The sequence below is a fragment of the Synechocystis sp. PCC 6803 substr. PCC-P genome (assembly GCF_000284455.1).
Taxonomy (GTDB): Bacteria; Cyanobacteriota; Cyanobacteriia; order Cyanobacteriales; family Microcystaceae; genus Synechocystis.
The window spans coordinates 1,761,962-1,788,949 of the sequence record NC_017039.1; the positions used below are offsets into that span (position 1 = coordinate 1,761,962).

A 26,988-nucleotide genomic window follows, 5' to 3' on the forward strand; every position below is an offset into this window, starting at 1 on the left:
TTATCCCTCTTTCATCAGACTGAGGGAATTAAAATGGAGATAAAAGGCTGAAAAGCCCGGAGGGAGAATGACAAAGACAAGAGAGGCGAAAAAGACAGTACAGTGTGTAGACACATATAGTGAATTGTATAAAGATATATTTCCAGAAGTGAGGTCTTATGAGTCATTTAAATATATCATTGTGGGAATATTAAGTGATATAAAAAGAAAGAGTCTACCTGCAATAGCATCATCACTAGGATTGAAAAATGAACAGGGACTACTGCATTTTATGACAGATTCTCCTTGGGAATTAAAAGAATTAGAAAAAAGAAGATTAAATATTATCTTAGAAGTTTTAGAAGGAAGAGAAATAATAGTAATAATAGATGAAACAGGAGACCCCAAAAAAAGGGAAAACAACAGATTATGTAAAAAGACAATACATTGGAAATTTAGGAAAAATAGAAACCCGACTTTTAATGTGGGGTAATAGAACGCCCAGCAAATTAATAACCAAATCATCGTGGGGAATACTGCTACCAGTCATAGCTAGGATTTCCCCGTCAATGTACTCGTGGCAGATTTCTTGTTTCGCTTCCCAGGCTAGATATTCCTCTGGGGTCAATGGGGTCGGTCGGAGGTCGGGCGAAGCAATCATGGTTAATTTGCCGCCAATTTGGCGATCGCCATTAGGTTGATCAACAATCACATTTACATTTTAAATTAAAGACAAGTTTTCCAAAATCGACCGAATATCGCCGTAAACCTGTGGGAAAATCCCTTCAATCATATTTTTAATCCCCCGTCCCTATGAAACGCCGTCAACTCCTTGGCCAATCGGCGATCGCCGCTGGAACTGCTGCTGGTTTAGTTGCCTGTGGCAAGGCCACCACCTCCAATAATCAAGCCACCGCTGGAGGAGAACTGCCAAATATTCGTTGGCGCATGGTCACCAGTTGGCCCAAATCCCTCGACACTCTTTTTGGGGGCGCTGAGGACTTCTGCAAGGCGATCGCCGCCATGACCGGGGGTAAATTCCAGATTACGCCCTACGCCGCTGGGGAAATTGTGCCGGGGTTAGAGGTGCTAGACGCAGTACAAAATGGCACCGTTGAATGTGGCCACACCGCCAGTTATTACTACATCGGCAAAAATCCGGCCCTGGGTTTTGCCTGCGTGATGCCCTTTGGTTTGACGGCCCAACAACAAAATGCATGGCTCTATGCCGGGGGGGGGTTGGAAATGATCCAAAAAGTTTACAGCGACTTTAATATCATTAACTTCACCGCCGGTAACACCGGGGCTCAGATGGCTGGTTGGTTTAAAAAGCCAGTGGAATCCCTAGCGGATTTGCGGGGTTTAAAAATGCGGATTCCCGGCTTGGGAGGGCAGGTAATGGCTCAACTAGGGGTCAACGTCCAGGTGATTCCTGGGGGAGAACTATTCCTAGCTCTAGACCGGGGCACCATTGACGCAGCGGAATGGGTAGGGCCCTACGACGACGAAAAGTTAGGGCTAAATAAGGCGGCCAAATACTATTACTATCCCGGTTGGTGGGAGCCAGGCCCCAGCTTGGACGTATTGGTAAACCAAAGCCAATGGGCGAAATTGCCGCCGGAATACCAAGCTATTTTCCAGGAAGCGGCCCGTAGTGCCAATCTATTGATGCTATCCCGTTATGAAACTTTTAATAGCATTGCCCTGAAAACATTACTGGATGGAGGCACAATTCTGAAATCCTTTTCTCCAGAAATTTTAACAGTGGCCCAGGAAACTTCCCGAGCATTGCTAGCAGAATTTGCCAGTAAAGATGCCCAATTTAAGGAAATTTATCAACAATGGCAAACATTCCGCAGTCAAATGTTTAGTTGGAATGCAATCAATGAACTTAGCTATACTAAATTCGTCGAAAAAGCTCCCTAACCGAGGCAAAATCTTTGGAAATTGCCTTCTGCTAGGAAAGCCGTAATTTCTGCTTCTGAAAGGGGATGACTAAACCAATAACCTTGCATTTCTCGGCAACCTAAATCGTAGAGACAACGAGCTTGGGGCTCCTCCTCTATACCTTCAGCAATAATGTTTAAATTAAAACCATTGCCCAACAGCAGCATGGCCTGAATAATGGCAGCATCCTTGGGGGTGTGGAGGATATCTTTAGTAAAGGAACGATCAATTTTCAGGGTATTGAAAGGAAAGGTTTTAAGATAGGAAAGGGAAGAATAGCCAGTGCCAAAATCATCCATGGAAAGCCGAATACCGTGGGATTGCAGAGCATTGAGGAGATTTTGGGTAGCTGTGACGTTCTGCATGACAATATTTTCGGTAATTTCCACCTCAAGACGATGGGGAGGGAGGGAAGACTCTGCCAAAATACGTAAAATTGTTGGCAACAAATCCGGAGCTTGGAACTGTTGGGGAGACAGATTAATGGCAATGCGAAAATCATCGTCTACCGCCGGAGCCCAATGGTGGAAATGTTGAAAAGCTGTACGCATAATCCATTCCCCCACGGGAATAATTAGGCCAGTGGTTTCCAGCAAACCAATGAATAATCCTGGAGATACTAAACCGTGAATGGGATGTTGCCAACGAATCAGAGCTTCCACTCCACAAAGGCGACCGGATTGCACATCAATAATCGGTTGGTAATAAAGCAAGAATTCATCCCTTTCCAAAGCCTGGTGTAGGGCATGCTCCAATTGAATTCTTTCTAAATGGTCACTATTCATGGACTCTTCATAGAAGCAGTATTGCCGACTGCCGATGTCCTTAACTTCGTTTAATGCTATTCCCACTCGGTTCAGCAAAATTTCCACGTTATCACCATGGTTGGGATAACAGGCAATGCCCGCATAGCCCTGGAGGTAAAGGGGATTATTAGCAATGAAAAATGGTCTTTTTAGCACTGCCAACAGTCGTCGCACAAAAACTTCAATTTCGTCGAGGTTACGGCAGGATTGAATTAACAATATAAAAGTATCTCCACGCCACCGGCAAAGTAAATCTTCTAATCTCACATGGGCGGATAATCTTTCCGTGATAATTTTGAGTACTTCATCGGCGACGCTGTGCCCCAGCAAGTCATTTAAAGATTGCAGTTCTCGGAAACCTAAAAGCACTAAACCTAAAACACTGCTTTGATTCTGAACGTTACTTAGGACTTTACCCAATTCTTGCTTGAACAAAAAGCGGTTGGGCAAGTCCGTTAGGGGATCATAAAAAGCTTGGTAATGAATTGATTGCTCAATTACTTTACGCTCTGTGATATCGAAAATGTAACTACGTATAAACTGACTTTCGGCGGGATAGTGAATATGTTGCTCATAAAATTTATCTCCTATTTGTACCTCTCTAGTGCGGAGATAGTAAATGGGAGTATCTTCCCTTTGGGGAATAATATCTTTGAGTAGGGGATGGGCCATGGAATCTTTCTGAATGGAGGGAAACTTTTCCTTAGTAGCTGTGTTCAGATAGGTCAAGTTGCCGAAGTAATCGATCTCCACCATGGGGTAGGGACTATATTCAATACAGGCGGCTAGTTTAGATAGCTTTTCATGGCTCAGTTGGGATAAGTCATCCTCGTGGCCAATCAGAGTGATGTCCCATTGTTCCTGGGGAAAATGCTCTGATAGATCTGGGGTTAACCGCTGGCGATCGCCGCCGCCGGAGATAGTATCTTTGGGGTCGGTGGGGATGGCCTGATAGAAAATTTGAATATCTTCCGATAGGGCGATGACGTCTCCATGCACCAACTCATAATCTAGATGGGATTCACCGTTAACCCACACTCCATTACGACTGCGATGACCTTCTAAATCTCCATCAATGATGTGGAAGGAGATATCTAAATTAGGATTAATTTTTTTGATTAGGGTGGCGTGGCGACGGGAAATTTGGGGAGAAGGAATAACAATGGTGTTGCTCGGATGACGGCCAATGGAATAACAAGAATTTTGTAAACGAATGACCTTTTTAAACGAGGGTGAATCAACGACCAATTGATAAAGCATAGGAGCGTTACAGGAAAAAAGCTGAGCCTGAAGAAAAATAGTTTTAGAGAGTGACTATTGTCGCGACTAGGGAACAATTATTGATCACCACTCCAACCAGTTACCACTGAGAGGAAATAAATAATAGAACAATCTGATTTGTATCCGTTGATGCCATCATTTAGATTCCCCAACTAATAGTAGCCCACACAATAATTATTCAGCCACTATATTCTTTGTCCTATTATTGTCAAGCTAGGACAAACTTTTAGAAAAAATCTGGGTTTTCATTCGGTTTTCCGATCCTAAAGGGGGCTACCAAACCATGGTAAATTCTGGGGAAAGTTGATTCACGTATAAAACCTATGCCATTCACCATTGACTCTGCCCGCGGAATTTTCCCTAACACCCTAGCGGCCGACGTTGTACCCGCTACCATCGCCCGTTTTAGCCAACTCAATGCCGAAGATCAATTAGCTCTGATTTGGTTTGCTTACCTAGAAATGGGTAAAACCCTTACGATCGCCGCCCCTGGGGCCGCCAGCATGCAACTGGCCGAAAATGCCCTCAAGGAAATTCAAGCCATGGGGCCCCTCCAACAAACCCAGGCCATGTGTGACTTGGCCAACCGAGCTGACACTCCCCTGTGCCGCACCTACGCCAGTTGGTCCCCCAACATTAAACTTGGCTTCTGGTACCGTTTAGGCGAACTGATGGAGCAGGGCTTTGTCGCCCCCATTCCCGCTGGTTACCAACTTTCTGCCAATGCCAATGCAGTGCTAGCTACGATCCAAGGCCTAGAATCCGGTCAACAAATTACCGTATTGCGTAATGCCGTGGTGGACATGGGCTTCACCGCTGGTAAGGACGGCAAACGCATCGCTGAGCCCGTAGTTCCTCCCCAAGATACCGCCAGCCGCACCAAAGTTTCCATTGAAGGGGTGACCAATGCCACTGTCCTCAACTACATGGACAACCTCAATGCCAATGACTTCGACACCTTAATCGAATTGTTCACCTCCGACGGTGCCCTCCAACCGCCCTTCCAACGGCCCATTGTCGGTAAAGAAAATGTGCTCCGCTTTTTCCGGGAAGAGTGCCAAAACCTGAAATTGATCCCGGAACGGGGGGTTACTGAACCCGCTGAAGATGGTTTCACCCAAATTAAAGTTACCGGTAAGGTGCAAACCCCTTGGTTTGGTGGCAACGTGGGCATGAATATCGCCTGGCGCTTTCTCCTCAACCCCGAGGGCAAAATTTTCTTTGTGGCGATCGACCTCCTTGCTTCCCCCAAAGAATTACTCAACTTTGCTCGCTAGAATAACTCCCTTCAGAGTTTTGTCTTTGCCATAGTCGGTCGGACAAGCAGCCAAAATACTAATAACTGTGGGCTTCTCGTTGCAGAGCAGGCTCACTTTTTTTATTATGGTAATGATAATTACAAATCAATATCATAAGTTAATGTTACAAACCGCCGAAGCACCTTGGTCCCAAGCTGAAACCCAGTCTGCCCATGCCCTGTTCCGTAAGGCCTACCAAAGAGAATTGGATGGACTGTTGGCAACGGTGCAAGCCCAAGCTTCCCAAATTACGCAGATCGATGATCTTTGGAAACTCCATGATTTTTTGAGTGCAAAACGCCACGAAATTGATGGCAAGTACGACGATCGCCAGTCGGTGATTATTTTTGTTTTTGCCCAACTGCTCAAGGAAGGTCTGGTGCAAGCGGAGGAATTGACTTTTTTAGCCGCCGATAAGCAATCTAAAATTAAGGCCCTGGCCCGGCTGTGATTCTAGTAAATATCTAAAACTCCACAACTATGTTCCTGGGGGGAAATGGAATTCATCTGTTAGTCATTTCTCCGCTGCCTTGCTTGCTGTAGGTGTACACCGTTTGGGGCTGCCATTGGTTTAGGGCGTCGGCGGTGAGGTCGGCAAAGGATACATTTTCCCGGTCCAGACTGACTTGGAGAGTTTCCATGGGGTCTTTCCCTTGGGCGATGAGGAATGCTAGAGCCTGTAGGTCTGGCCATTGTTTGAGCTGTACGAGAAAATCCTTTACCAAAGCGGGGTAGGGAGAATGGTCGTGCTTTTGCCAAGGCTGGCCCGATGGTAAGTTTTGGTCTAGGCCGACGTGGAAAATTAGGCTATTTTTGCCAAATAGGGCGATCGCCACGGGGCGGTTGTCTTCATGCACCATGAGGGGGGTTCCCTGTAACAGGGCCCGGATTTTTTCCAATTTTTCGTACCGTTGTTGGGCCGAAGCAACGTTGGGAGTAAATTTAATGGCGATCGCCAGCAGATAGTTTTTGACTAACCAGTGCCCTAGTTTTTCTGCCTTGGTGGTCAGGTAATGGGAGTTATAGTCGTTGGCCTCAATTAACAGGGGCACCCGTTCGACAATTTCTAGACCGTAGCCTTTCAGTCCGGCAATTTTACGGGGATTGTTGGTGATCAAACGGATTTGTTTCACCCCTAAATCGTTGAGCATTTGCGCCCCCATGCCGTAGTCCCGCAGATCCGCCGGAAAACCTAATCTTTCATTCGCTTCCACGGTGTCATAGCCCAAATCCTGTAGGGAATAGGCCTTGAGCTTATTGACCAAACCAATACCCCGGCCTTCCTGGCGGAGATAAACCACCACCCCCAAACCATGGTTTTCCAGCATTTTGAGGGCCGCCTGGAGTTGCATGCGGCAATCACAACGGAGAGAACCCAGGGCATCCCCCGTTAAACATTCTGAATGCATCCGCACCATCACCGGCTGTTGACCAAATTCACTAGGATCACCCTTCACAATGGCAATGTGCTCTGTTTGATCCAATAAATTGCGGTAGGCGTAGAGTTTAAACTCCCCAAACTGGCTGGGAAATTCACAGATGGTTTCCCGTTGCACAAAGCGGTCATGTTGGAGTCGGTAACTGATTAAATCGGCAATGCTGATCAGTTTGAGGTCATATTTGCGGGCATACTCCACCAATTCCGGTAGGCGGGCCATGGAGCCATCGGCATTTTGAATTTCGCAAATTACCCCCGCTGGATAGAGTCCTGCTAGGCGAGAAAGATCGACTGCCGCCTCGGTGTGGCCGGCTCGTTTCAGTACTCCCCCAGTTTTGGCCCGCAGAGGGAAAATATGGCCAGGTCGGGAAAGGTCCTCCGGGCGGGTGACGGGGTTAATGGCAATCTGGATCGTCCGGGCCCGGTCTTCGGCGGAAATCCCTGTGGTTACGCCCAAATGGGGGGCTGCATCAATGCTGACGGTGAAAGCGGTTTGGTTGCTGTCGGTGTTTTTACTGACCATCAAGGGCAGATCCAATTCGTCCAGGCGATCACCAGTCATGGCTAGGCAAATCAAGCCCCGGGCTTCCACTGCCATAAAGTTAACTAGAGCAGGGGTGGCAAATTGGGCCGCACAGATTAAATCCCCTTCATTTTCTCGATTTTCGTCGTCCACCACCACCACGGCCTTGCCCGCTTTAATGTCAGCTAGGGCTGCATCAATGGCATCAAACATCGGTAAATCGGACGGGATACGGGGGACAGAAACGTTCAAGGTGCAGAAAAGGAAAAAGTTAAAACTTAAGAAGCTGGAGGAAAATTGACAACGGTGGTCGCAGAAGATCGACTGTTGCAACAATTTAGCTTTGTTAACTATTTTAAAGCTTTTCTGGGAAGGCTTTGGTTTCTTCGTCGTAGGGGATGAATTTCTCTAAAAAAGGGAAACTTATTCTGCCATGGCTATAGTCCTATGATGGAAAGCGCCCTGGTTCCGCTGGCCCCCATCCATGATTGACCGCGAATTTTTGCTTGACCCCAATTCCCACTCCCCATCCGACCTTTCCTCGGCTAAAAGTCGCCCCTGGTTAGCTTCCCCCTGGCCCTGGACCATGGCGATCGCCGTTTTGTTGGGTTGGGGAGGTATGGCCCTGTGGCAGTCCCCTTGGTCGAAGCTAAAACTACCTTCTTTCTCCAGTTCGGTGGAAATCGCCCCTCTAGTGATGGAAGGGGGGGATCCCTATCTGCGGGCCTTGATGCGGACCATCAGTGCTAGTGAAGCCAATACGCCCCAACCCTATAACGTTATTTACGGGGGACAGCATGTCCAGGACTTGAGCGAACATCCCAACCGTTGCGTCAAAATTTTTATGGGGCCGAATCGGGGCAATTGCAGTACTGCCTCTGGGCGTTACCAGTTTTTGAATACCACCTGGGCTGAAAAAGCGGGTAAATATCATCCCCAGCCCCAGAAATTTTTGCTCTGGAAAAATTACAGCTTTGAGCCGGAGTACCAGGACCAAGTGCTTTACCGTTGGCTAGCTGATACCAAAGCCTGGGGGATGGATATTGGGGCCCAATTGCGGGCAGGGCATCTAGACCAGGTTTTGCGTCACCTTTCCCCCACTTGGACTAGTTTGGGCTACGGCATTGAGGACAATGTGATTACCAGACGTTTACCGGAACTTTATCAAAAGTTGTTGCAAGAAGAATTGCTTTTGGCCCACCATCATCAGGATTGAAGGGATTTGACAAAAAATTTATTCCTAGTTGTCCCCTTAGCCACAAACCGCAGTGTGCCTGACTGGAATTTGTCTCGCTTCTAAAAAGGTTTTCAACTCCCCAATGGTTAACTGACCATAGTGCAATAGGGAAGCTAACAGTGCCGCTTCAGCTTTGCCTTCCGTGAATGCTTCGTACACGTGCTGACAATTACCCGCTCCCCCGGAAGCAATCACCGGAATTTCCACCCGTTCGGCGATCGCCGCTGTGAGGGCCAGATCGTAACCCGCTTGGGTGCCATCCCCGTCCATACTGGTGACCAGCAATTCCCCTGCCCCCCGTTTGGCCACTTCCTCCGCCCAGGCGATCGCATCTAGGCCGGTGTTTTCCCGCCCCCCCCGCACATACACATCCCAGCCGGGATTATCCGCATCTAACCGACGACGGGCATCGATCGCCACCACAATGCATTGCCGCCCAAAACGGTCACTAGCTCGACTAATAAAGTCCGGGTCCCGCACAGCAGAGGAATTAACACTCACCTTATCTGCCCCAGCCCGGAGCAGATTTTTAATATGTTCCAACGTAGAAATGCCGCCCCCTACCGTTAGGGGAATAAACACCTCTTCCGCAGTGCGATAAACCACATCAATAATGGTGTCCCGTTGCTCGTGGGTAGCAGTGATGTCTAAAAACACCAACTCGTCTGCCCCCGCTTCGTTATAGGCCCGGGCCAACTCCACCGGATCCCCGGCATCTTGGAGATCAACAAAGTTTATGCCCTTGACCACCCGCCCTGCATTGACATCTAAACAAGGCAAAATCCGTTTTGCTAAGGTCATAATTTTATTGCAAATATTTCAAACAAAAATTGTGGTCAATGTGAATTAAACGAAGCAAATAAAACATCCGAACCCGGCAATTTGTCCGTAGTATCCCAAAGATTAAGCTCGAATGGGGCGGTGAAGTTCCATTTCCCCATCCAAGTCCCTTGGCCGACAAATACATTTTCCCAGCAACTTAGTTGAGGGGAAGGTTTTCTGTTGACTATTGATTTAGAAACCAAAGCTGGGGAAAGGAATGGGCACCGGCAAACTGGGGATAGGGGGAGAGTAGTTCACTCCGCCGGTGGAACAACTCAGCCCGGGCAAAAGGTTGGAGCACATACTCTGCAAGGCTCCATCCGGAGTGATCGGAATGCTGAAGCCATTGAACAAACTACCACTCAAAAGGGCGACTAACTCCTCCGGAGTCATGGGAATCACAGAACCGAGGATGCCCTCCAAAACACTGACCTTTTCCCCCGCTTTAACCCGAGTTCTTTGCTGTGGATTTTCCGGATCACTAACCAACACCGCCCCCTCCAGAACCTTAATTTCCCCCGATTGACCTTCATTCCTTTCCATGACATACACTGTGCCAGTCACCGCCACACTGACCCCCGCCATACAACCATTGACAGGACCACTGGCCAGCAACTTACCCCGTTCCAACTCTACGCATTGACCGACAATTACGCTGGCATTTTCGCTCAATCTTCCTGACGCCCCATTATTAAACAATATTCCGGCTCTGGCTTTTTTGGTCACTATGACCTGGCCAAATTCCGCTTGGTCATCCACTTTTGCCTGGATTTCTTCGATGTAAACCTGGGGACCGTCAATGATTTCCTGCACCACTGCTTGGCTGATTTGGGCTTGGCTGGGGGCCACGGCCCATCCCAGGGCGAGTAAGGGCGCAGAAGCACCGATGGCACTTAGTTTAAGAAATTTGGCTTTGGGTGAGCTGGGTGGGGTAATCATGGCATGGCACCGGGAAAGGATCTGTAGGGGAACGTAAAATTGGTTAGGGGGGGGGAAAGTCGTTTTTCTTTGGGGCTAGACGACACAGGAAAATTTTCGCTTCCATCTTAGCCGTTTATCAACGTATTTTATTGGAGAAAAAGTGGTCATGGCAGTGCGTTTTTTGTTCAACTTAACCTTTGCCTCCGTGGTCACAGTTTGTGTTTTGGGGGGCGGGAAATGGAGTTATATATCTTTAGCCCAGTCTCCCCCAGAAGTCATCTTGAAAGGAGAAAGTAAAACTCCGATCGCCACTGCTCAGCAATATTTTAATCAGGGTCTCAAGCATTATCAGCAGGGTAACCTAACAGATTTTCAAGCGGCCCAAAGTTCCTGGGAAGAGGCCTTGGCCCTCTGGCGGCAGGAAAATAATTTACCCCAGATAGCGGTCACGTTAAATTTTCTTTGTTTGGTTCAGCGTCAGTTGGCTCCCCCGACAAAGGCCTTAGCCTGTTACCAAGAGTTATTAACCACCGCCCAAGCCTTGAAAGATACCCAAACGGAGGCTAATGGTCTGGTGGCGATCGCCCAATTGCAATTACAACAGGGTAACTACCAGGAGGCATTTGAAAGCTTGGAAAAGTCCTTACCCCTTTGGCAACAAGCCAACTTTAAAACGGGGGAGGTGATTAGTCAGAATGAGTTGGGGCAAATGTATTTGACTTTGGGGGCAACAACTCAGGCCGAGTATTTTTACAACAAAGCTTTGGCCCAGGCCCAATCCTTGGGGAACCGGGGTAATATCGCTGGCATTGAACATAATTTGGCCCAGGTGAAATTAGCCAGTGGAGATCTAAAAGGCGCTTTAGCCCTGGAAGAAAATGCTTTTCAACATTGGCAAGGTTTGATCCATGACCTTGGCGATCGGGCCACACCGGATCTTGTGCGAGGCCAGGCAGCGGGATTAAATAACCTCGCTTTTATGCAGGTGCAAAATCAGCAATTAAATTTAGCCCAAGAAAATTACCAAAAAGCATTAATAATCTGGCAACGGTTGGGGGATAAAAATGGGGAAGCTAGTAGCTTAAATAATTTGGGTTACCTAGCTTTTTTGCAAGGGGATTTACCCACAGCGCTCGATTACTATCAACGGGCTTTAATCCTACGACAAACCACTGGCGATCGCCTGAAGGAAAGCTTAACTCGCTATTGGTTAGCGGTGGCTTGGAAGCAACAGGGAGAAGTACAGCAGGCCATGGCGGAAATTGAAGAGGCAATTTATTTACTGGAAAATCTACGACAGGCCATTGGCAACGAGGATTTAAGGGCTAGCTTTTTAGCTTCCAAACAGGATTATTATCAGTTTTATATTGACCTGTTAATGGAACAACATCAACGGCAACCCAATCAAGGCTGGGATGAAAAAGCTTTGGTGGTTAGTGAATCCGCTAAAGCTAGATCTTTGTTGGATATTTTGGCCCAAACCCCAGGGAAAATCACCAAGGGAATTTCTTCTCAGTTGGTAAACGAAAAAGAAACCATTGAACAGCAACTCAATACCCTCCAGGAAAAGAAAATCAAGTTATATAGTTCTAACTATGATCCACAAAAACAAAGGGAGTTGGACCAGGCCATAACAGATCTATTGCAACGGTATGACCGAGTTTTAGGGCAAATTGAGCGACAAAATCCCGACTATAGCGCCCTTACCCGCCCCCGACCATTGGACTTACCTCAAATCCAAGCCCTGTTGGACAATGAAACCCTATTGTTGGCATACGCCCTGGGCAAAGAGCGCAGTCATCTCTGGGTGGTAAGTGAATCTAGCCTGCGGAGTTACGTACTTCCCGGCGCTGACCAGTTGGACGAGGCCATTAAGACCTTTCGCCAATCCTTTTTGGAGCCTACCCAGCGGATTCGTCGCCCCCTGGCCATCAATCAAGGGGCCCAGTTATATAGTCAGTTAATCCCAGACCCGACAGTGATTGCAGGAAAAAGATTGCTGATTGTGCCCGATGGCGTGTTGCAATATCTGCCCTTTGGAGCCTTGGTGACGGACAATCCTCCCGGCCAGCCCCCCACCTATTTAACTGATCGCCACGAATTGGTTACCATGCCGTCTGCTTCTACCCTAGGCATTCTGCGGCAAAATACGGCCCAGAGGAAACCAGCCCCCAATTTGCTGGCGGTGTTTGCCGATCCAGTATTCACCAGTAGTGACGAAAGGTTGGGTACGGCGATCGCCCGTCGTCCAGACAATTTGCCGGTGGATTTGGAACTGTCCGCCAGGGATGCGGGGGTTTATTTTGACCGGCTCCCCTACACCGAACAGGAAGCTGAACAATTGGTGGCCCTCTTTCCCCCGGAAGCCAGTTTAAATGAATTAGGCTTTGAAGCCACCAGGGCCCGGGTTTTTGCCGACACCATGGGGCAGTATCGTTTTATTCACTTTGCCACCCACGGCATTCTCAACAGTAAAAATCCTCAACTGTCGGGACTGGTCCTTTCCCTACTCAATCCAGAGGGGGAACCCATCAACGGATTCGTGCGTTTGTACGATATTTTTAACCTTAACCTGCCAGCGGACTTAGTGGTGCTCAGTGCTTGCCAAACAGGACTTGGTCAGGAAATCCGGGGCGAAGGACTAATTGGCCTGACTAGAGGTTTTATGTATGCCGGGGCGGCTAGGGTCGTGGTTAGCCTGTGGAGTGTGGATGACGAAGCCACCGCCCGTTTAATGACGGAGTTTTACCGGGCTTTACTGCAACGGCAAATGCCCCCGGCCGCCGCCTTGCAATGGGCCAAACAAAAATTGAAGGAAGACCCCCGTTTTGCTTCCCCCTATTTTTGGGCCGGTTTCACCCTCCAGGGGGAATGGCAAAATTTACGCCCTACTAATCAGTTAGTCAAGGGAACGTCTCCGGCTTCATCGGTACCGACAAAAAGAATGGGCACATCGCTAAATTGACCCAAACCCACGGAATCAAACAGTTCTACCAATTCCTGCCGTTGTTCCGGCAGACTGGCCACAATCATCAACGTATCTTGCCAAATACCTTGGTTGGCATAGAGATTGGCTTTGCTCAAAGGTTCATTGGTTTCTTCAATTTGCTCTGTTATCTCAACATCTAATTCCTGGCGCACGAGCCCGGCTTCCACCGCACTGCCCACCACTTGGTTGTCAATGGTGCAATTAACGGCAAATGCCCAAGCATATTCCCCGCCTGGTTCTAACCCTACGGTTGTGGGAACGGCGATCGCCAAAATACTTTCCTTACTGGGCACCGCCACGGTTTGGCTATGGATTAATTCCCCGGCCCCATCCACTAGGACAAATTCCCCTTCCACTCCTTTGTTGGCGGGTACATAAACAAACAAACTAGGATTGGCCGTAGCGGTAAACGTGTCTTGGCTGGGGGCCACTATTCTGAGGTTGGTGTTGGCCTGGGTGAAACAACTGCCGCCCCTAGTGCCTCCTCCTCCGGAGCTTTGGGTGGTACCCCGATCACCAGCCTGGGGAAATTTCAAGCTAACTAGGGTTTCCGTTGGGGTTGGGCTAAAGGATAAATCATCAACACCAGAGGCAATGGTCTGGGGGGCAGATACGGTAAAGGTTAGGGCAGTGGCTAACAAAAGCGGCAAGGGATGATTAACCATGGCAAATTTGGGAATTTGAGGAATTATGGTTCCAGCTTAGCCTAGGTCAACCCGGGGTAACGAGGGGATGTTCAGTGGCGGGATTGACCAATAAAAATTCCGTTGGCTGGAGGTTAGGGGGTCTACAGTGGAGTGAGAATTGTCTAAGGACGATAAATCCCCACTTTTGGCACCATTTGGGGGGCAGGGGGCCGATAATTGCGACCAAAACCGTAGTCCCCCAACCACATCAAGCCATGGCGAATATTATCCGTTCCCCCCTCGGCAAAATATTGCCACAGGCAATGGACTGCGGTGAGGGGCACTGTGGACTGGTTCATCAGGGAGGGATCTGGGCGATCGTCCCCCGGCAAGACAAATAATTTCAGATCTGGTTTGGTTACCGTTAGTTCCCCCAATACTTCCAAGCCGTAGGGCCAATAGCTTTTTCCCCCCAACAGCCGCACCACAATTACCTCTGCTTGGCCCAATACCCGATCGCCGTAGTCATCGAGGGAAAAAGACTGTTGCAAATTCAGCAGATTACAAACCCGCAGATCGGGAAAATCCCCGGGCAATCGGGGCCACACCCTGGCGATTGCCTGGATATCAGTGTCAGCGGCGGTTAAAAAAATTAGCGGCGCAGGAGTTTGCTCAACGATAATAACCCCTTCCATGGCCGGGGTCCAACCACCGGGAAGACTAGCAAGACGATGCATAATAGTTGAAAATATATGGAGATAAATCCATGGACTGACAAGGGCTAGATAAATAATTTCCTTAAAAAAATCTTAGATCTTTAAAAATACTTAGATTTTGAAGGGTTAGGCAAAAACCTAGGCATGATGGAAATAGAAATCCATGGGGCTTGGTCGTTGAATGCCGCCGCCCAGTCTATGTTCAATTCGGCATGCTACCCGCTTTTTCCCCCATTTTCCGTCGACTCTTACCTGCTGTCACCTTTGAACGCTTGCTCCGTTTTTGGCGTACCCTGGCCCAACAAACAGGAGATGGGGTGCAGTGTTTTGTGGGGGATTTGCCCAGTAGTTTGAAGCCTCCCCCTGGGCCATCGGTGCTGGAGGCAGAGGTTGACCACCGTTTTGCCCTCCTGGTTAGTCCAGGGCAATGGGCCCTGTTGGAAGGAGAACAAATTTCTCCCCACCATTATGCGGTGTCCATCACTTTTGCCCAGGGTATCATCGAAGACTTCATTCAAAAGCAAAATTTGCCCGTGGTAGCGGAAGCCATGCCCCACCGGCCAGAGACTCCATCTGGTCCCACCATTGCCGAACAATTGACCCTGGGGCTACTAGAAATTCTCAATAGCGACAGCACCAGCTTTTCCCCAGAGCCTTCTCTCCAGGACAGTTTGCAGGCTAGTCAAGTCAAACTTTTGAGCCAGGTTATTGCCCAAATTCGCCAAAGTTTAGACCTGTCGGAAATCCTCAACAATGCGGTGACGGCAGTGCAAAAATTTCTCTTTGTCGATCGCCTAGTTATTTACCAATTCCACTACAGCCAACCATCCCTAACACCGCTCGAGGAAAATCAAATTCCCGCCCCCAGGCCCCGCCAGCAATATGGAGAGGTGACCTACGAAGCCCGGCGATCGCCAGAAATTGACACCATGTTGGGCATCATGACCGAAAACGATTGTTTTTCCCAGGTCTTCAGCTACGAACAGAAGTATCTTAAGGGCGCCGTGGTGGCGGTCAGCGACATTGAAAATCACTACTCTTCTTCCTACTGTTTAGTCGGGCTGCTGCAACGCTATCAGGTCCGGGCTAAATTAGTTGCTCCCATTATTGTTGAAGGACAACTTTGGGGTTTGTTGATTGCCCACCAGTGTCACCACCCCCGGCAATGGTTGGATAGCGAGAAGAATTTTTTAGGCCAAATCGGCGAACACCTAGCTGTGGCGATCGTGCAATCCTTGCTGTATAGCGAAGTGCAAAAACAAAAAAATAACTTTGAAAAGCGAGTAATTGAACGGACCAAGGAATTGCGGGATACCCTCATGGCGGCCCAGGCAGCTAACCTCCTCAAAAGTCAATTTATCAATAATATTTCCCATGAGTTACGCACTCCTTTGACCAGTATTATCGGTCTTTCTGCTACTTTGTTAAGATGGTTCGACCATCCCGCTTCCCTACCCCCAGCTAAGCAACAATATTACCTACTAAATATCCAAGAAAACGGTAAAAAACTGCTGGATCAAATTAACAGTATTATCCAACTGTCCCAGCTTGAATCCGGCCAAACAGCCCTCAACTGTCAATCTTTTTCCCTGCATACCCTAGCCCAGACAGTGATTCACTCCCTGTTGGGGGTGGCAATTAAACAACAAATTAATTTAGAGCTAGATTACCAAATTAATGTGGGCCAAGACCAATTCTGCGCTGATCAGGAAAGACTTGACCAAATTCTGACCCAATTGCTCAATAATGCGCTGAAATTTACTCCGGCGGAAGGCACAGTTATCCTCCGCATTTGGAAAGAAAGTAACCAGGCTATTTTTCAGGTGGAAGATACGGGCATTGGCATCAATGAACAACAGTTGCCGGTGTTATTTGAAGCTTTTAAAGTGGCGGGGGACAGCTACACTAGCTTCTATGAAACCGGTGGCGTCGGCCTGGCCTTAACCAAGCAGTTGGTGGAACTCCATGGCGGGTATATCGAAGTGGAATCTAGCCCTGGGCAAGGGACAATTTTTACCACTGTAATCCCCCAGCAGAATTTCCCCCCAACCACCAAGGGACAAGTGCAGGATAAGTTGGATGCCGCCATGCCCTTTAATTCCAGTGTAATTGTCATCGAACAGGATGAGGAAATTGCCACGCTGATTTGTGAATTATTAACTGTGGCTAACTATCAGGTCATTTGGTTAATTGATACTACGAATGCTTTGCAGCAGGTGGAACTGTTACAACCGGGTTTGATTATTGTGGATGGGGATTTTGTCGATGTAACGGAAGTGACCAGGGGTATTAAAAAGTCCCGGCGCATCAGTAAGGTCACGGTTTTTCTGCTGAGTGAGTCCCTATCCTCAGCGGAGTGGCAGGCCTTATCCCAAAAAGGTATTGACGATTACTTGCTCAAACCCCTCCAGCCAGAATTACTTTTACAACGGGTGCAGAGTATCCAGCAGGAACCCCTCCGCTAAATTTTTTACGATTAATGCTTGGACTATAGATTAATGTTTTTTGGAGTTTCTATCCTCGAAATACCGATAAGATATTAAGATTGAGGGGAATTGCAGGAAAACTGATGAGCAGATTTGATAGCGGATTACCCAGTGTCCGCCAAGTACAGCTTTTGATCAAGGATCAAACCCCGGTGGAAATCAAACTACTAACGGGGGATTCCCTCTTCGGCACCATTCGTTGGCAAGATACCGATGGCCTAGGGCTAGTCGATGACTCTGAACGTTCTACCATTGTGCGCCTAGCGGCGATCGCCTACATTACTCCCCGCCGTTAGGAATTAATCATCCAGTCAAAGCAGTTATAGCCATTGGGACGATTAGGCAATATTGTCAAACCATTTCTTTATGGCCCGTTGATAAAACTGAGCTAATCTCCAATCTCTATAACCACCATCTGCCACATAACTCTGTACTTTTTTCCTCCGCCAATCAGCCTTTCTACCCCGCACTAAGCCCCCCCATGAGCATCCAAGAAATCTTTACCAAAGCCCTCCAGGATGGATACCTCACCCCCGCTATGGAAGCAGAAGTGGGACGTCTTTGTGAAAGTGGAGTGGATTTAGACCAAGGGGAATACGAAGCGCTCGATCGCCTGATGGCGGCCCTGTTGGCTGGGGACGTGGTGGCCATGCCCCACAAGAAATTTATTAACGTCATGGAGGAAATGGTCCTCACTGAGGTGGTTTCCCAGGTGTCTAAATATCAGAAGACCACGGAAAAACAACCCGATATTGCCGACATTGCCGCCTATGCCCTCAACCGCCTACCACCACTGTACGCCACCTCCGAAGAGGGCGCCGAATATCAACGGCAACGGGCCTCTGAAGAACTGGAGTTTCTTATTCAACAACAGGTGAAAGATGGCTTGGGCAGATATTTTGATCGGCCTCAAATCGCTGACCGTAAGCCCCTAGAACCATTAGTGAAACAGGATCTGATCAGTCAAATGGCATTGTTATTGGAAGCCCTAGCCCAGGATTGAGCGCAAAATAGCACAAATTAAGAACTGCCATAGGCCATAGTCTTAGCCCCAGTCTCCGGCCATAGGATTAATTTATCTGCTGGTGATTTTCCCTGACTTAATCGTGTTTTCCAACAGGTTTTACCCTGGTTGGTTCCGGTTATCTTCATACTTTTTTAGGGGAACCACCGCCGATGTTGTGGATTAATTGGGCCTAGTGCAAGATGGGTTTTCGTCGCTATCAAAGTTTGTTTGCTTGGATTTTAACCGTTGTTCTCACCGCCACTGTCACCGTTGCCATTGCTTCCCCGGTACGGGCCCAGTCCTGGATGAATTTATTGCTCCAAGGATTACAGGTGATTCAACTTTCCAATCTTTCTGACCAGCAGGAAGTACGGCTAGGGCAACAGATTAATCAGCAACTTTACCAACAAGGAGAATTTCGTCCCCACGGCGATCGCCAATTGCAAAGTTATATTAACGAAATTGGTCAACGGTTAGCCCGGGCCAGTAGTCGCCCCAATATCCCCTACACATTCCAGGTGGTAGATGACCGCAGAATTAACGCCTTTGCCACCATGGGGGGCTTTGTTTATGTGAATACCGGCTTGATTGCCGCCGCCGAAAATGAAGCGGAATTAGCCGGTGTCATTGCCCACGAAATTGCCCACATTGCCGAACGCCATGCCGTGACAAGAATGAGGGATGTGGGTCTTTCCCAAGGATTAATTTCCGCCGCCGGTATGCGGGAAAATAATATTGTCCAGATGGCTATGCAACTGGGTTTCAATCTGCCCATGAGTAGGGAAGATGAATTAAGCGCCGATGCCATGGGGCTAAGGAACCTCGTGCGGGCTGGTTATGCCCCCGTAGGCATGGTTAGTTTCATGGAAAAATTACAACGGCAGAGTGGTGCCGCTCCAGAGTTTCTTAGCAGTCATCCCCTCACCCAAAATCGCATCACTTCCCTCCAGAGGAGTATCCCGTCCCAATACCTCTACCAAGGAGACGGATTGGATCCCCAGGCTTATAGCCGACGCATTGGCCGCCAATCCTCTGCCCCCACCCTGCGTTAGGGTAATTCCTCTAGTAAAACAGTGAAAGTGACGGTGGACCCCAGTCCTTCCCCCATGCTAAAAAAGGCCACTTTGCCCCCCATGGTTTCCACCAACTTTTGAGAAATTACCAGCCCTAACCCCGTACCTCCATAGGCTTTGGAATGGGAGCCATCAATTTGCACAAATTTTTTAAATAATTTGGACTGTTGCTCGAGGGAAACTCCAATGCCCGTATCTCCCACGCTCACTTTTAATAATCCTGGTTTCTGTACACCTTCCCAGAGCACAGTGCGGGGCATTACTTCCACGGCCACTGTAATACCTCCTTCGTGGGTAAATTTGATGGCGTTGCCGACAATATTGAGCATCACCTGCAGTAACCAACGCTGATTGCCATACACCAGCAGAGGGCCTTGGTTGGGGGCAGTGAGATTAAAGCTGAGGCCCTTATTTTGGGCCTGGGGCAGGGCAAAATTTTCTGTTGCCTGGAGCACTTCACTAAAGTCCACCACTTCCAATTCAATGCCCACTCGACCCGCTTCAATTTTGGCCAGGTCGAGAATATCATTAATTAAATTGAGCAATAACAGGGCAGATTGGTAGGCTTCTTCGACGAATTCGTGTTTTTCCGCCTCTGAATCCGCCATGTCGTCTAAAATTAGCCGCAGAAAACCAATAATGCCATTTAATGGGGTGCGGAGTTCGTGGGTGGTGCTGGCCAGAAATTCACTTTTGAGCCGGGATGCTTCTTCTGCCGCTTTGGTGGCCTGGGTTAGTTCTTGGTAGAGGGTGGCATGGGCGATCGCCGTGCCGGTTTGCTCGGCCAATTCCTGAAGTAGGGCTTCTGTTTCTGGATGCCAGGGACCAGGGGCCGGACCAACTTGTTGCAAACACAGATAGCCGTTGGCTTGGTCCTGGTAGAGGGTGGGGAAAATCCACAGTCCCCCCAAATCCTCCCCTTGAAACTGGACATTGTAGAGAGTGATGGGTTGGTGTTGCTCGAATAACTGCCGCCAAATTTCACTTTCCTCCGGCACAATTAGAGCAGCGAAGGCGGTCACTGTGGGCTGACAGAATTCTGCTTCAATCTGCAGGTGGCGACTTTGGAAATCCTTTGTCAACAGTAGGCAACGGCTTACCCCCAAGGTAGAGCCAATACTATCCACTGCCTCTTGCCAAATGGTGGGCAGATGGAGGCTATTGCGTCGGATCCTTTTGGCGATCGCCGTCAATTGGGAAATAACCGGGGGATGCAGAGGATCCAAAGAAGAAAATCTGAGGGTGGATTCCGTCAAATCGCTCGGCTGTCCCATGTCAAAAAGTGGTTAGGTAATGGAGTCAGCGGAGGAAATAGCATAATCAACCATGGGGTCTATTTCTCCCGTAGGAAGTCAAAAAATTAGTCGTTCCACTCTCCCCGGGGAGGAACAGGGGGATTGCGGCGTAAATTGCGGGTTAGCTCATCGTCCCGTTGTTTTTCACCCCGTAGCCACTGCTTCACAGCCATTTCAATTACCCGATTTGGCTCATTGGTCAAATGCTGAATTTGATCCATTAGATCCGAGTCCAACTGAATGGAAACTTCTATTTTTTCAGAGTCCCGAAGCGAGGCGGTGGTATTGTCATTCATGGCGTTAGAAACGAGGTCTTCACCAATTATAGTATCCCATCAGTTTCAGGCCAGGCGGATATAATATATGGAACTTCAGGAAAAGTTACCAATTGGGAAAGTCCGTCCAGATTGAACAATTTTTGTCAACATCCCCCTTCCTGCCACCTCCAAGTTATCAACGCCAGTTTCATAACTCCACCATGTTAGACGCCGTCATTATTCTCCTCTCCATTTTCACCTTTGCAGGGGTCGGCTTCGCCGTGGTGGACCTGTTACCGGATTCCGTACAGATGCAAATTTCCAACATGGAGGCCCTGCGTTGGCTGGCGGCGGGTTTCATGTCCATTATTGGTCTGGCGATCGGGTTAGTGGCCCAAACCACCTATCGCAGATTGGAAAATCAGATTCGACAAACTCCCATTGAGACAATTCTTACCAGGGCAGTGGGTTTGGTAATTGGTTTGTTGATTGCTAATCTCATGCTAGCTCCCATCTTTCTACTGCCCATTCCAGGGGAATTTTCCTTTATTAAGCCCACCCTGGCAGTGTTTGGCAGTGTGGTTTTTGCTTTTCTTGGTATCAGTTTGGCCGACACCCATGGCCGCACCTTCATGCGCCTAATTAACCCCAACAGCATTGAAACCATGTTGTTGGCCGAGGGCACCCTCAAGCCCATCCCGCCTAAAGTTGTTGATACCAGTTGCATCATCGACGGTCGCATTGAGCCCCTATTAGCCACCGGCTTTATTGAAGGGCAGGTATTAGTGCCCCAATTTGTCTTGGCAGAACTGCAACAATTAGCCGATGCCAGCAATGACCAAAAACGGGTGCGAGGCCGGAGGGGATTAGATATTCTCGGCAGTATCCAGGCGGATTTTCCCGAAAGCATCGTTATTCATTCCGCTGACTATGACGACATTGCCACGGTGGATGCCAAATTAGTCCATTTAGCCCAAGAAATCAATGGCATTTTGCTCACCAATGATTACAACCTCAGCAAAGTTGCCAACTTGCAAAAAGTCCAAATTCTCAACGTGAACGATTTGGCCCAGGCAGTGCGGCCCATTTACCTACCAGGGGATTCTCTGGAGCTAAAAATCATCAAACAAGGCAAGGAAGCTTCCCAGGGAGTAGGTTACCTAGAAGATGGCACCATGGTGGTGGTGGAAGAAGGGCGCAACTATGTAGGGTCAGAATTGCAGGTCATTGTCACTTCAGCTTTGCAAACCTCCGCCGGTCGGATGATTTTTGCCAAACCCCCTTCAGTGCTGGCTTCTTAGGTCAAAATTGGCAGTTTTTCAGAAACGGCAAAACGATTTCCCATCAGATCCGCTTTTCCCTAGGGAGCATCCTGCCATTCTGGAGACAACGTAATAAAGTCAAAAACTTCTGCCCCGGGGTGACAGGTGATACAGGTCTTACTTGTGACTTCCTCCGGCATAGGGGCCCGTGGATGTAGAGCTTTGAAAAAGCGTGATTTTTCCGCATAGAGGGGGACTGGGTTATTTGGAGGCAGTGGTCGAGAAAACGTACTCACATAATCCCAAATCAGCAATTGGGTCAGGCGATTAATGTTAGGAATGCTGACCCCATAATGGACATCCGGACGACGCAAAATCTCCTGCCAGGAATCCAGGGGTAAGACTTCCGGTGGCAGGGCAATGTGACAGCCAGTACAGGTTTCGATGTAGGACTCGAAACCAGGAAGGTAACGGGTAGGAATCGGATCGACGGAACGGGGATTATCAGGGATAACTGGGGGCAAATTCTGGGGAATGCTTGCCTGGGCCATTAGATCATTGGCTGGTTGACCATGGGGAGCCCACGTCTGGGCCATAGCCCAACCACCACCAAGGGAAAGGAAAACGATAACTAATCCTGTCAGCACCACTGGCCAAATTCGCATGGTTGTTTCCGATTACGCCAATCCGTCAATTAAGATCATTTGTCTGGTGACATGACCTGAAGACCCCACAATTTTAGCAGTCCCTACCGGCACATCGGTTTTTCCGCTCTGTCCCGAACCCGCAATTCATGGCCGTGCTTTTTGGGAATCCATCAAAGCATAGGGCGCCATGACCAATGGTATTGGGGAAAGCCGCCATAAAGCTTAAATTCCCCCATCATCGAAAACTCAAACTCAACATTTGTGTCCCTGATGGAAAAAAGAAAGAGATTGGCTATTTACTAGAGCCCTGGCCAAAGCGCCACTGGATACCGGCAGAGAAACGGGTGCCAGGCTCCGCTATCAATTCTCCTAAATCAAGCTGACTGGTGGCATTGGTGCCCATTAAATCGATCGCCAAGTTTTCCAGGGGGAATAGTCTTAAACCAGCAGACCATACTAGTCTTTCCCCGGTGACGATGGGGGTAATTTCAGCAATCAATTGTATGACAGGGGAAATTTGATAATTTGCCCCCAATCCCAATCCCACAGGAGTTTTGCCACCGGTTATTGCAGCCTTGGGAGAAAAGAGCAAAGCTAATTGATTATTGACTTCATACATAAAAGGAAATTCAAGCATAAAATATCCCTGTTCTTCTTCACTAATATCGCGACCACCAGTTAAACGGCCACTAATTGACAGGGGATCGCCATCGGCTTGGTTTAAAAATGCAAGCTTGCCCCCTAGGCGCCATTGGGTAGCGGTTCCCTGGGATGAGTCTATGACCGACTTGGTATCAAAACCGCCAATGTAGGAGAGCAGTAACTCCATTTGGAAATTTTGCAAGACGCTATAAAAGATCCCGCCGCCGATACTGCCCCCGGTATCCGCTGTAAACCTTACGCCGAAATCATCGGTGGGAAAAACATAGGGAGTAGTTAGCGTAAACCAGTCAAACAATAATCTTTTTTGCCGGTCGTTATAGTCAACATGATAAATTTCTTTGGCAAGGGGAGCTATCTTAAACTGGGCTCCCAATAGAATTTCATTGGCGGCGGTGGGCAAAGTTAAGATGCCAGTGGCCGGGGTGCCCCCAAAGGAGTTAGTTAAGCTCAACTCAAAACCGACGGCTTTACTAAAGGCGTAATTAGCGCCGACAGACCAAATGGGGGTTTTGGATATTTCCCTAGATGTGTTGATAGAATTACCGCCGGATAAGGGAACTACGGTATTGCCAAAAAGGGAAAGTTGCTCGGAAACGCGCCAATTTGCTCCCAATCCGACGCTAAAGACCGTGCCGTAAAAGGGAATGCTATTGAGACTATCAGAAAAAATATTAACTGCCGGCGTAAAAGTAACCTGAAACTGTTCGCTCAAGTTATAGGAAATGGGGAGTTGTACAGTTCCCGCAACAGTTCTACTCAAGGTGGGGGAATTAGCATTATTAAATAGTCCAGGACCACTGTAAATTTGGAATTGTTCAATGGAGCCTAAAACGCTGATACCCCAATTTTCATCGCTGTAAATGTTGTATTTTAAGTTAGGACCAGTTGATTGATATAACTGCTCGATAAAAGCTCCATTAACGGCATTGTAGGTGGGGTCGTCGTTGTACATGAAAGACCAGCCTATTTGGAGGTCGTTAGTGAGTCCCCAATCAGCGTAGATAAAATAGGTTTGATTGCCCATGCCTGGCCCACCAAAGGTTTGGGTTTGGCCAAACGCGCCCAATACCTGTCCTTGCAAAAGCTGGTTAGCGGTGGGCAGGTTTAATATTCTTAAGGGTTGACGCAATAAAGGTGTGGTAATTTCAGATTCTTCTGGGGGAGATTCTTCTACCACTTCCTCTTGGACAAATTCAACAGTATCCAGAGTTTCGGTTTCTGTGACTTCGACTTCTGTTACTTCTATTTGATCAGTTTGAACTACTGCCAATTTTTCTTGATTACTATCATTTTCTCTCTGGGTTTCTAGAACGTTTACAGTACTTTCTTCGGAAGAAATTGTTGGCTCAATGGGGCCAGTAATAATGTCGAGGCCATTGGTTTGGTTAAGGTCAGAAGATTCTTCTGTAATCCCATTCTGGGCAGATTCAGTAGTGGTTGTCTCCACACTTGTTTCTTCTACCCTTGCTCCGTCGATCGCCGTTGTTTGGGAAAGTATCAAAGTTTCTTCAGGAGATAATTCCCCCTGACTGACCTCATCCTTAATTTCTAAGGTTTCCGCTGTGTTGGCGATCGCCGTGGGAGCTAGGAGTAAACCTTGGTTATGGGAGCGGACAGTCCAACTTTGTTCCTGGGCATTAAGACTAACTTCCACCACACCCCGGTCTAATTGTTTAATTCTGAGGCGACGTTTCATCAGAGTGCCATCGGGGCCAGCATTATCTTGATTAATGGGGATGGAATCGGCTAATTTCACCCCTTCTACCACCAGAGCTAAACGATTGGTGCGGGAATCTAGGGTCAACTCAGCGGCGGTTTGTTGCCCGTTAATGTGCAAAATTACGTTATCAACGGTGAGGGTAACGGCTTGGAGAACGGCAAAATTATCCTCCTCTGCTTCGACCATTAAAATGGAACGACCACCGGATCGACTGGGGCGTTGGCTAACTAGGGTTGCAGGGGAAAAGGAAATAGTAGAACTGTAATCATTGTTTTGAGTGAAGACAGGGGAAATTTTTTGATTGGGAAATGGGGGATCAGCCAAAGCCGACGGAGAACTGATACCATGGTGATCCGTGTTACTGCTCCAGGCCCCAAGCACTAACCATGCTCCTAGAAGACCAAGCATCTGGGCCGGCTTTTTGAAAGTCATGCGGTTGTTCCTCACTCAAAACTCACACCAATTAGAAGACATAATATCCCTATTCTTTCAAATACGCATTAACTTTAATTTAAGTTCGGAATACTTAATTTTCCCCTTTTCTCTAAACTTATTCAACGGCGATCACCACAAAGCCACGGATTTCTCTTCACTTATTCTCAATTTTTTGCCTTTAAATTTTTTATGTCCCTTCCCATCGTCGCCATTATCGGCCGCCCCAATGTGGGTAAATCCACCTTCGTTAATCGTTTAGCCGGCAACCAACAAGCCATTGTCCATGATCAACCCGGCATCACGAGGGACCGTACCTATCGTCCAGCTTTTTGGCGAGACCGAGACTTCCAAGTGGTGGATACGGGGGGGTTAGTGTTCAACGATGACAGCGAATTTTTACCCGAAATTCGAGAACAGGCTAACCTAGCTCTAGCGGAAGCGAAGGCAGCTATTTTTGTGGTAGACGGCCAACAGGGGCCCACTGCCAGCGATGAAGAGATTGCCCAATGGCTCCGGCAACAATCCGTTCCGGTCATTTTGGCGGTGAATAAGTGTGAATCCCCCGACCAAGGTGCTATCCAGGCGGCGGAATTTTGGCATTTGGGGCTGGGGGAACCCTATCCCATGTCGGCCATCCACGGCAGTGGTACGGGCGATTTACTTGATGCCCTGTTGGAATATTTGCCCGCCCCCCAAGAGGAGCCGGAAGAAGATGAGATCAAAGTGGCGATCGTTGGTCGTCCCAATGTGGGTAAATCCAGCTTGCTCAACGCATTAACCGGGGAACAACGGGCTATTGTCAGCCCCATTTCCGGCACTACTAGGGATGCCATCGATATGGTGGTGGAGCGCAACGGGCAGAAATATCGCTTAATTGATACGGCAGGCATTCGGCGGAAAAAGAATGTGGACTATGGCGCCGAATTTTTTGGCATTAACCGGGCTTTTAAGGCCATTCGCCGGGCCGATGTGGTGTTATTTGTACTAGATGTTTTGGATGGGGTAACGGAGCAGGATTTGAAATTGGCGGGGCGCATCATTGAAGATGGCCGAGCAGTGGTGCTGGTGATAAATAAATGGGATGCGGTGGAAAAAGATTCCTACACCATCTACGAGCACAGGGAACAGTTAATGGCTAGGCTTTATTTTATGGATTGGGCCGAAATGATTTTTGTCAGTGCCCAAACCGGCCTAAGGGTGCAAAAAATCCTTGATTGTGTGGATATTGCCGCCCAGGAACATCGCCGTCGGGTCACCACCGCTGTAATCAATGAAGTGTTGGAAGAAGCCGTTAGTTGGCATTCTCCCCCCACCACTCGCCAAGGTAAACAGGGCAAAATTTATTACGGAACCCAGGTTTCGACCCAACCACCGGCGATCGCCTTATTTGTTAATGATCCCAACCGGTTTAACGATAATTACCGCCGTTACATTGAAAAGCAATTCCGTAAACAACTGGGCTTTTTTGGCTCCCCCATTCGATTATTCTGGCGGGGTAAAAAAGTGAGGGAAATGGAGGGTAGTCGCAACCGGGCTACCAAAGTCTAAAACTTAAAACAGT

General features: G+C 48.3%; 23 protein-coding genes. 12 read left to right on the top strand and 11 right to left on the bottom strand.

Annotation, left to right across the window (positions count from 1 at the left end; all coding sequences use genetic code 11):
• Positions 1-67: 67 nt before the first annotated feature.
• A complete protein-coding gene (locus SYNPCCP_RS16865) occupies positions 68-472 on the top strand; it encodes a transposase (RefSeq protein ID WP_020861805.1) in 405 nt (134 codons plus the stop codon).
• Here the strand turns inward: SYNPCCP_RS16865 and SYNPCCP_RS08390 are convergent.
• A complete protein-coding gene (locus tag SYNPCCP_RS08390; protein WP_020861806.1) occupies positions 407-640 on the bottom strand; it encodes a Uma2 family endonuclease in 234 nt (77 codons plus the stop codon). The two genes, SYNPCCP_RS16865 and SYNPCCP_RS08390, sit on opposite strands and share 66 nt — an antisense overlap.
• Before the next feature lie 152 nt (positions 641-792).
• Here SYNPCCP_RS08390 and SYNPCCP_RS08395 point away from each other — a divergent pair, with 152 nt between their 5' ends.
• Positions 793-1,905, top strand: a complete 1,113-nt coding sequence (locus tag SYNPCCP_RS08395; RefSeq protein WP_010872809.1) for a TRAP transporter substrate-binding protein — start codon at positions 793-795, stop codon at positions 1,903-1,905.
• Here SYNPCCP_RS08395 and SYNPCCP_RS08400 read toward each other — a convergent pair.
• Entirely contained in the window at positions 1,902-3,992 is a 2,091-nt protein-coding gene (locus SYNPCCP_RS08400) for an EAL domain-containing protein (RefSeq protein WP_010872810.1), read from the bottom strand. The genes SYNPCCP_RS08395 and SYNPCCP_RS08400 overlap by 4 nt on opposite strands.
• Before the next feature lie 344 nt (positions 3,993-4,336).
• Between SYNPCCP_RS08400 and SYNPCCP_RS08405 the strand changes: the two genes are divergently transcribed.
• Both SYNPCCP_RS08405 and SYNPCCP_RS08410 read left to right on the top strand, forming a co-directional pair.
• Complete coding sequence (locus tag SYNPCCP_RS08405) at positions 4,337-5,290, top strand: orange carotenoid protein N-terminal domain-containing protein (protein WP_010872811.1); 954 nt, start codon at positions 4,337-4,339, stop codon at positions 5,288-5,290.
• Positions 5,291-5,432: 142 nt separating this feature from the next.
• On the top strand, positions 5,433-5,762 hold the full coding sequence (locus SYNPCCP_RS08410; protein WP_041425821.1) for a fluorescence recovery protein: 330 nt from the start codon (positions 5,433-5,435) through the stop codon (positions 5,760-5,762).
• 52 nt (positions 5,763-5,814) lie between these two features.
• Here the strand turns inward: SYNPCCP_RS08410 and ribBA are convergent, their stop codons facing one another.
• The gene (ribBA, locus tag SYNPCCP_RS08415; protein ID WP_014407109.1) at positions 5,815-7,485 is read right to left on the bottom strand and encodes a bifunctional 3,4-dihydroxy-2-butanone-4-phosphate synthase/GTP cyclohydrolase II; all 1,671 of its coding nucleotides are present in this window, start codon (positions 7,483-7,485) and stop codon (positions 5,815-5,817) included.
• A gap of 271 nt (positions 7,486-7,756) precedes the next feature.
• Here ribBA and SYNPCCP_RS08420 point away from each other — a divergent pair, with 271 nt between their 5' ends.
• Positions 7,757-8,488, top strand: a complete 732-nt coding sequence (locus tag SYNPCCP_RS08420; protein ID WP_010872814.1) for a glycoside hydrolase family protein — start codon at positions 7,757-7,759, stop codon at positions 8,486-8,488.
• 36 nt (positions 8,489-8,524) lie between these two features.
• On the opposite strand, the gene hisF is transcribed toward SYNPCCP_RS08420, so the two are convergent.
• Entirely contained in the window at positions 8,525-9,310 is a 786-nt protein-coding gene (gene hisF / locus SYNPCCP_RS08425; protein ID WP_010872815.1) for an imidazole glycerol phosphate synthase subunit HisF, read from the bottom strand.
• A 213-nt stretch (positions 9,311-9,523) separates the two neighbouring features.
• Entirely contained in the window at positions 9,524-10,270 is a 747-nt protein-coding gene (locus SYNPCCP_RS08430) for a hypothetical protein (protein ID WP_010872816.1), read from the bottom strand.
• 148 nt (positions 10,271-10,418) lie between these two features.
• On the opposite strand from SYNPCCP_RS08430, the gene SYNPCCP_RS08435 reads away from it, so the two are divergent.
• A complete protein-coding gene (locus SYNPCCP_RS08435) occupies positions 10,419-13,217 on the top strand; it encodes a CHAT domain-containing protein (RefSeq protein ID WP_020862361.1) in 2,799 nt (932 codons plus the stop codon).
• On the opposite strand, the gene SYNPCCP_RS08440 is transcribed toward SYNPCCP_RS08435, so the two are convergent.
• Together SYNPCCP_RS08440 and SYNPCCP_RS08445 are read right to left on the bottom strand one after the other, a co-directional pair.
• A complete protein-coding gene (locus tag SYNPCCP_RS08440) occupies positions 13,148-13,906 on the bottom strand; it encodes a DUF928 domain-containing protein (RefSeq protein WP_010872818.1) in 759 nt (252 codons plus the stop codon). The two genes, SYNPCCP_RS08435 and SYNPCCP_RS08440, sit on opposite strands and share 70 nt — an antisense overlap.
• Before the next feature lie 143 nt (positions 13,907-14,049).
• The gene (locus SYNPCCP_RS08445) at positions 14,050-14,604 is read right to left on the bottom strand and encodes a cobaltochelatase (RefSeq protein WP_010872819.1); all 555 of its coding nucleotides are present in this window, start codon (positions 14,602-14,604) and stop codon (positions 14,050-14,052) included.
• A gap of 191 nt (positions 14,605-14,795) precedes the next feature.
• Between SYNPCCP_RS08445 and SYNPCCP_RS08450 the strand changes: the two genes are divergently transcribed.
• The 4 genes from SYNPCCP_RS08450 to SYNPCCP_RS08465 all read left to right on the top strand — a co-directional run bounded on the left by SYNPCCP_RS08450 (position 14,796) and on the right by SYNPCCP_RS08465 (position 19,127).
• On the top strand, positions 14,796-17,048 hold the full coding sequence (locus tag SYNPCCP_RS08450; protein WP_010872820.1) for an ATP-binding protein: 2,253 nt from the start codon (positions 14,796-14,798) through the stop codon (positions 17,046-17,048).
• A 104-nt stretch (positions 17,049-17,152) separates the two neighbouring features.
• The gene (locus SYNPCCP_RS08455) at positions 17,153-17,365 is read left to right on the top strand and encodes a hypothetical protein (RefSeq protein ID WP_010872821.1); all 213 of its coding nucleotides are present in this window, start codon (positions 17,153-17,155) and stop codon (positions 17,363-17,365) included.
• A gap of 185 nt (positions 17,366-17,550) precedes the next feature.
• The gene (locus SYNPCCP_RS08460; protein ID WP_010872822.1) at positions 17,551-18,072 is read left to right on the top strand and encodes a late competence development ComFB family protein; all 522 of its coding nucleotides are present in this window, start codon (positions 17,551-17,553) and stop codon (positions 18,070-18,072) included.
• 203 nt (positions 18,073-18,275) lie between these two features.
• Complete coding sequence (locus SYNPCCP_RS08465) at positions 18,276-19,127, top strand: M48 family metallopeptidase (RefSeq protein WP_010872823.1); 852 nt, start codon at positions 18,276-18,278, stop codon at positions 19,125-19,127.
• On the opposite strand, the gene SYNPCCP_RS08470 is transcribed toward SYNPCCP_RS08465, so the two are convergent.
• Positions 19,124-20,422: a GAF domain-containing protein gene (locus SYNPCCP_RS08470; protein WP_010872824.1), complete on the bottom strand. Its 1,299-nt coding sequence runs from the start codon at positions 20,420-20,422 to the stop codon at positions 19,124-19,126. The genes SYNPCCP_RS08465 and SYNPCCP_RS08470 overlap by 4 nt on opposite strands.
• Positions 20,423-20,508: 86 nt before the next feature.
• Positions 20,509-20,739: a hypothetical protein gene (locus SYNPCCP_RS08475; RefSeq protein WP_010872825.1), complete on the bottom strand. Its 231-nt coding sequence runs from the start codon at positions 20,737-20,739 to the stop codon at positions 20,509-20,511.
• A gap of 182 nt (positions 20,740-20,921) precedes the next feature.
• On the opposite strand from SYNPCCP_RS08475, the gene SYNPCCP_RS08480 reads away from it, so the two are divergent.
• The gene (locus tag SYNPCCP_RS08480; RefSeq protein WP_010872826.1) at positions 20,922-22,001 is read left to right on the top strand and encodes a PIN/TRAM domain-containing protein; all 1,080 of its coding nucleotides are present in this window, start codon (positions 20,922-20,924) and stop codon (positions 21,999-22,001) included.
• Positions 22,002-22,060: 59 nt separating this feature from the next.
• Here SYNPCCP_RS08480 and SYNPCCP_RS08485 read toward each other — a convergent pair whose 3' ends face one another.
• A complete protein-coding gene (locus tag SYNPCCP_RS08485; protein WP_010872827.1) occupies positions 22,061-22,627 on the bottom strand; it encodes a hypothetical protein in 567 nt (188 codons plus the stop codon).
• Positions 22,628-22,901: 274 nt separating this feature from the next.
• Positions 22,902-25,424, bottom strand: coding sequence for a DUF5777 family beta-barrel protein (locus tag SYNPCCP_RS08490; protein ID WP_199303600.1), 2,523 nt, complete (start codon positions 25,422-25,424; stop codon positions 22,902-22,904).
• Between the two features lie 192 nt (positions 25,425-25,616).
• Here SYNPCCP_RS08490 and der point away from each other — a divergent pair, with 192 nt between their 5' ends.
• Positions 25,617-26,975, top strand: a complete 1,359-nt coding sequence (der, locus tag SYNPCCP_RS08495; protein ID WP_010872829.1) for a ribosome biogenesis GTPase Der — start codon at positions 25,617-25,619, stop codon at positions 26,973-26,975.
• Positions 26,976-26,988 lie beyond the last annotated feature (13 nt).

Bases quoted from the DNA above. Each gene is read 5' to 3' on its own strand.
- SYNPCCP_RS16865 (WP_020861805.1), top strand. From the start codon at position 68: ATGACAAAGACAAGAGAGGCGAAAAAGACAGTACAGTGTGTAGACACA.
- SYNPCCP_RS08390 (WP_020861806.1), bottom strand. From the start codon at position 640: ATGATTGCTTCGCCCGACCTCCGACCGACCCCATTGACCCCAGAGGAA.
- SYNPCCP_RS08395 (WP_010872809.1), top strand. From the start codon at position 793: ATGAAACGCCGTCAACTCCTTGGCCAATCGGCGATCGCCGCTGGAACT.
- SYNPCCP_RS08400 (WP_010872810.1), bottom strand. From the start codon at position 3,992: ATGCTTTATCAATTGGTCGTTGATTCACCCTCGTTTAAAAAGGTCATT.
- SYNPCCP_RS08405 (WP_010872811.1), top strand. From the start codon at position 4,337: ATGCCATTCACCATTGACTCTGCCCGCGGAATTTTCCCTAACACCCTA.
- SYNPCCP_RS08410 (WP_041425821.1), top strand. From the start codon at position 5,433: ATGTTACAAACCGCCGAAGCACCTTGGTCCCAAGCTGAAACCCAGTCT.
- ribBA (WP_014407109.1), bottom strand. From the start codon at position 7,485: ATGTTTGATGCCATTGATGCAGCCCTAGCTGACATTAAAGCGGGCAAG.
- SYNPCCP_RS08420 (WP_010872814.1), top strand. From the start codon at position 7,757: ATGATTGACCGCGAATTTTTGCTTGACCCCAATTCCCACTCCCCATCC.
- hisF (WP_010872815.1), bottom strand. From the start codon at position 9,310: ATGACCTTAGCAAAACGGATTTTGCCTTGTTTAGATGTCAATGCAGGG.
- SYNPCCP_RS08430 (WP_010872816.1), bottom strand. From the start codon at position 10,270: ATGATTACCCCACCCAGCTCACCCAAAGCCAAATTTCTTAAACTAAGT.
- SYNPCCP_RS08435 (WP_020862361.1), top strand. From the start codon at position 10,419: ATGGCAGTGCGTTTTTTGTTCAACTTAACCTTTGCCTCCGTGGTCACA.
- SYNPCCP_RS08440 (WP_010872818.1), bottom strand. From the start codon at position 13,906: ATGGTTAATCATCCCTTGCCGCTTTTGTTAGCCACTGCCCTAACCTTT.
- SYNPCCP_RS08445 (WP_010872819.1), bottom strand. From the start codon at position 14,604: ATGCATCGTCTTGCTAGTCTTCCCGGTGGTTGGACCCCGGCCATGGAA.
- SYNPCCP_RS08450 (WP_010872820.1), top strand. From the start codon at position 14,796: ATGCTACCCGCTTTTTCCCCCATTTTCCGTCGACTCTTACCTGCTGTC.
- SYNPCCP_RS08455 (WP_010872821.1), top strand. From the start codon at position 17,153: ATGAGCAGATTTGATAGCGGATTACCCAGTGTCCGCCAAGTACAGCTT.
- SYNPCCP_RS08460 (WP_010872822.1), top strand. From the start codon at position 17,551: ATGAGCATCCAAGAAATCTTTACCAAAGCCCTCCAGGATGGATACCTC.
- SYNPCCP_RS08465 (WP_010872823.1), top strand. From the start codon at position 18,276: ATGGGTTTTCGTCGCTATCAAAGTTTGTTTGCTTGGATTTTAACCGTT.
- SYNPCCP_RS08470 (WP_010872824.1), bottom strand. From the start codon at position 20,422: ATGGGACAGCCGAGCGATTTGACGGAATCCACCCTCAGATTTTCTTCT.
- SYNPCCP_RS08475 (WP_010872825.1), bottom strand. From the start codon at position 20,739: ATGAATGACAATACCACCGCCTCGCTTCGGGACTCTGAAAAAATAGAA.
- SYNPCCP_RS08480 (WP_010872826.1), top strand. From the start codon at position 20,922: ATGTTAGACGCCGTCATTATTCTCCTCTCCATTTTCACCTTTGCAGGG.
- SYNPCCP_RS08485 (WP_010872827.1), bottom strand. From the start codon at position 22,627: ATGCGAATTTGGCCAGTGGTGCTGACAGGATTAGTTATCGTTTTCCTT.
- SYNPCCP_RS08490 (WP_199303600.1), bottom strand. From the start codon at position 25,424: ATGACTTTCAAAAAGCCGGCCCAGATGCTTGGTCTTCTAGGAGCATGG.
- der (WP_010872829.1), top strand. From the start codon at position 25,617: ATGTCCCTTCCCATCGTCGCCATTATCGGCCGCCCCAATGTGGGTAAA.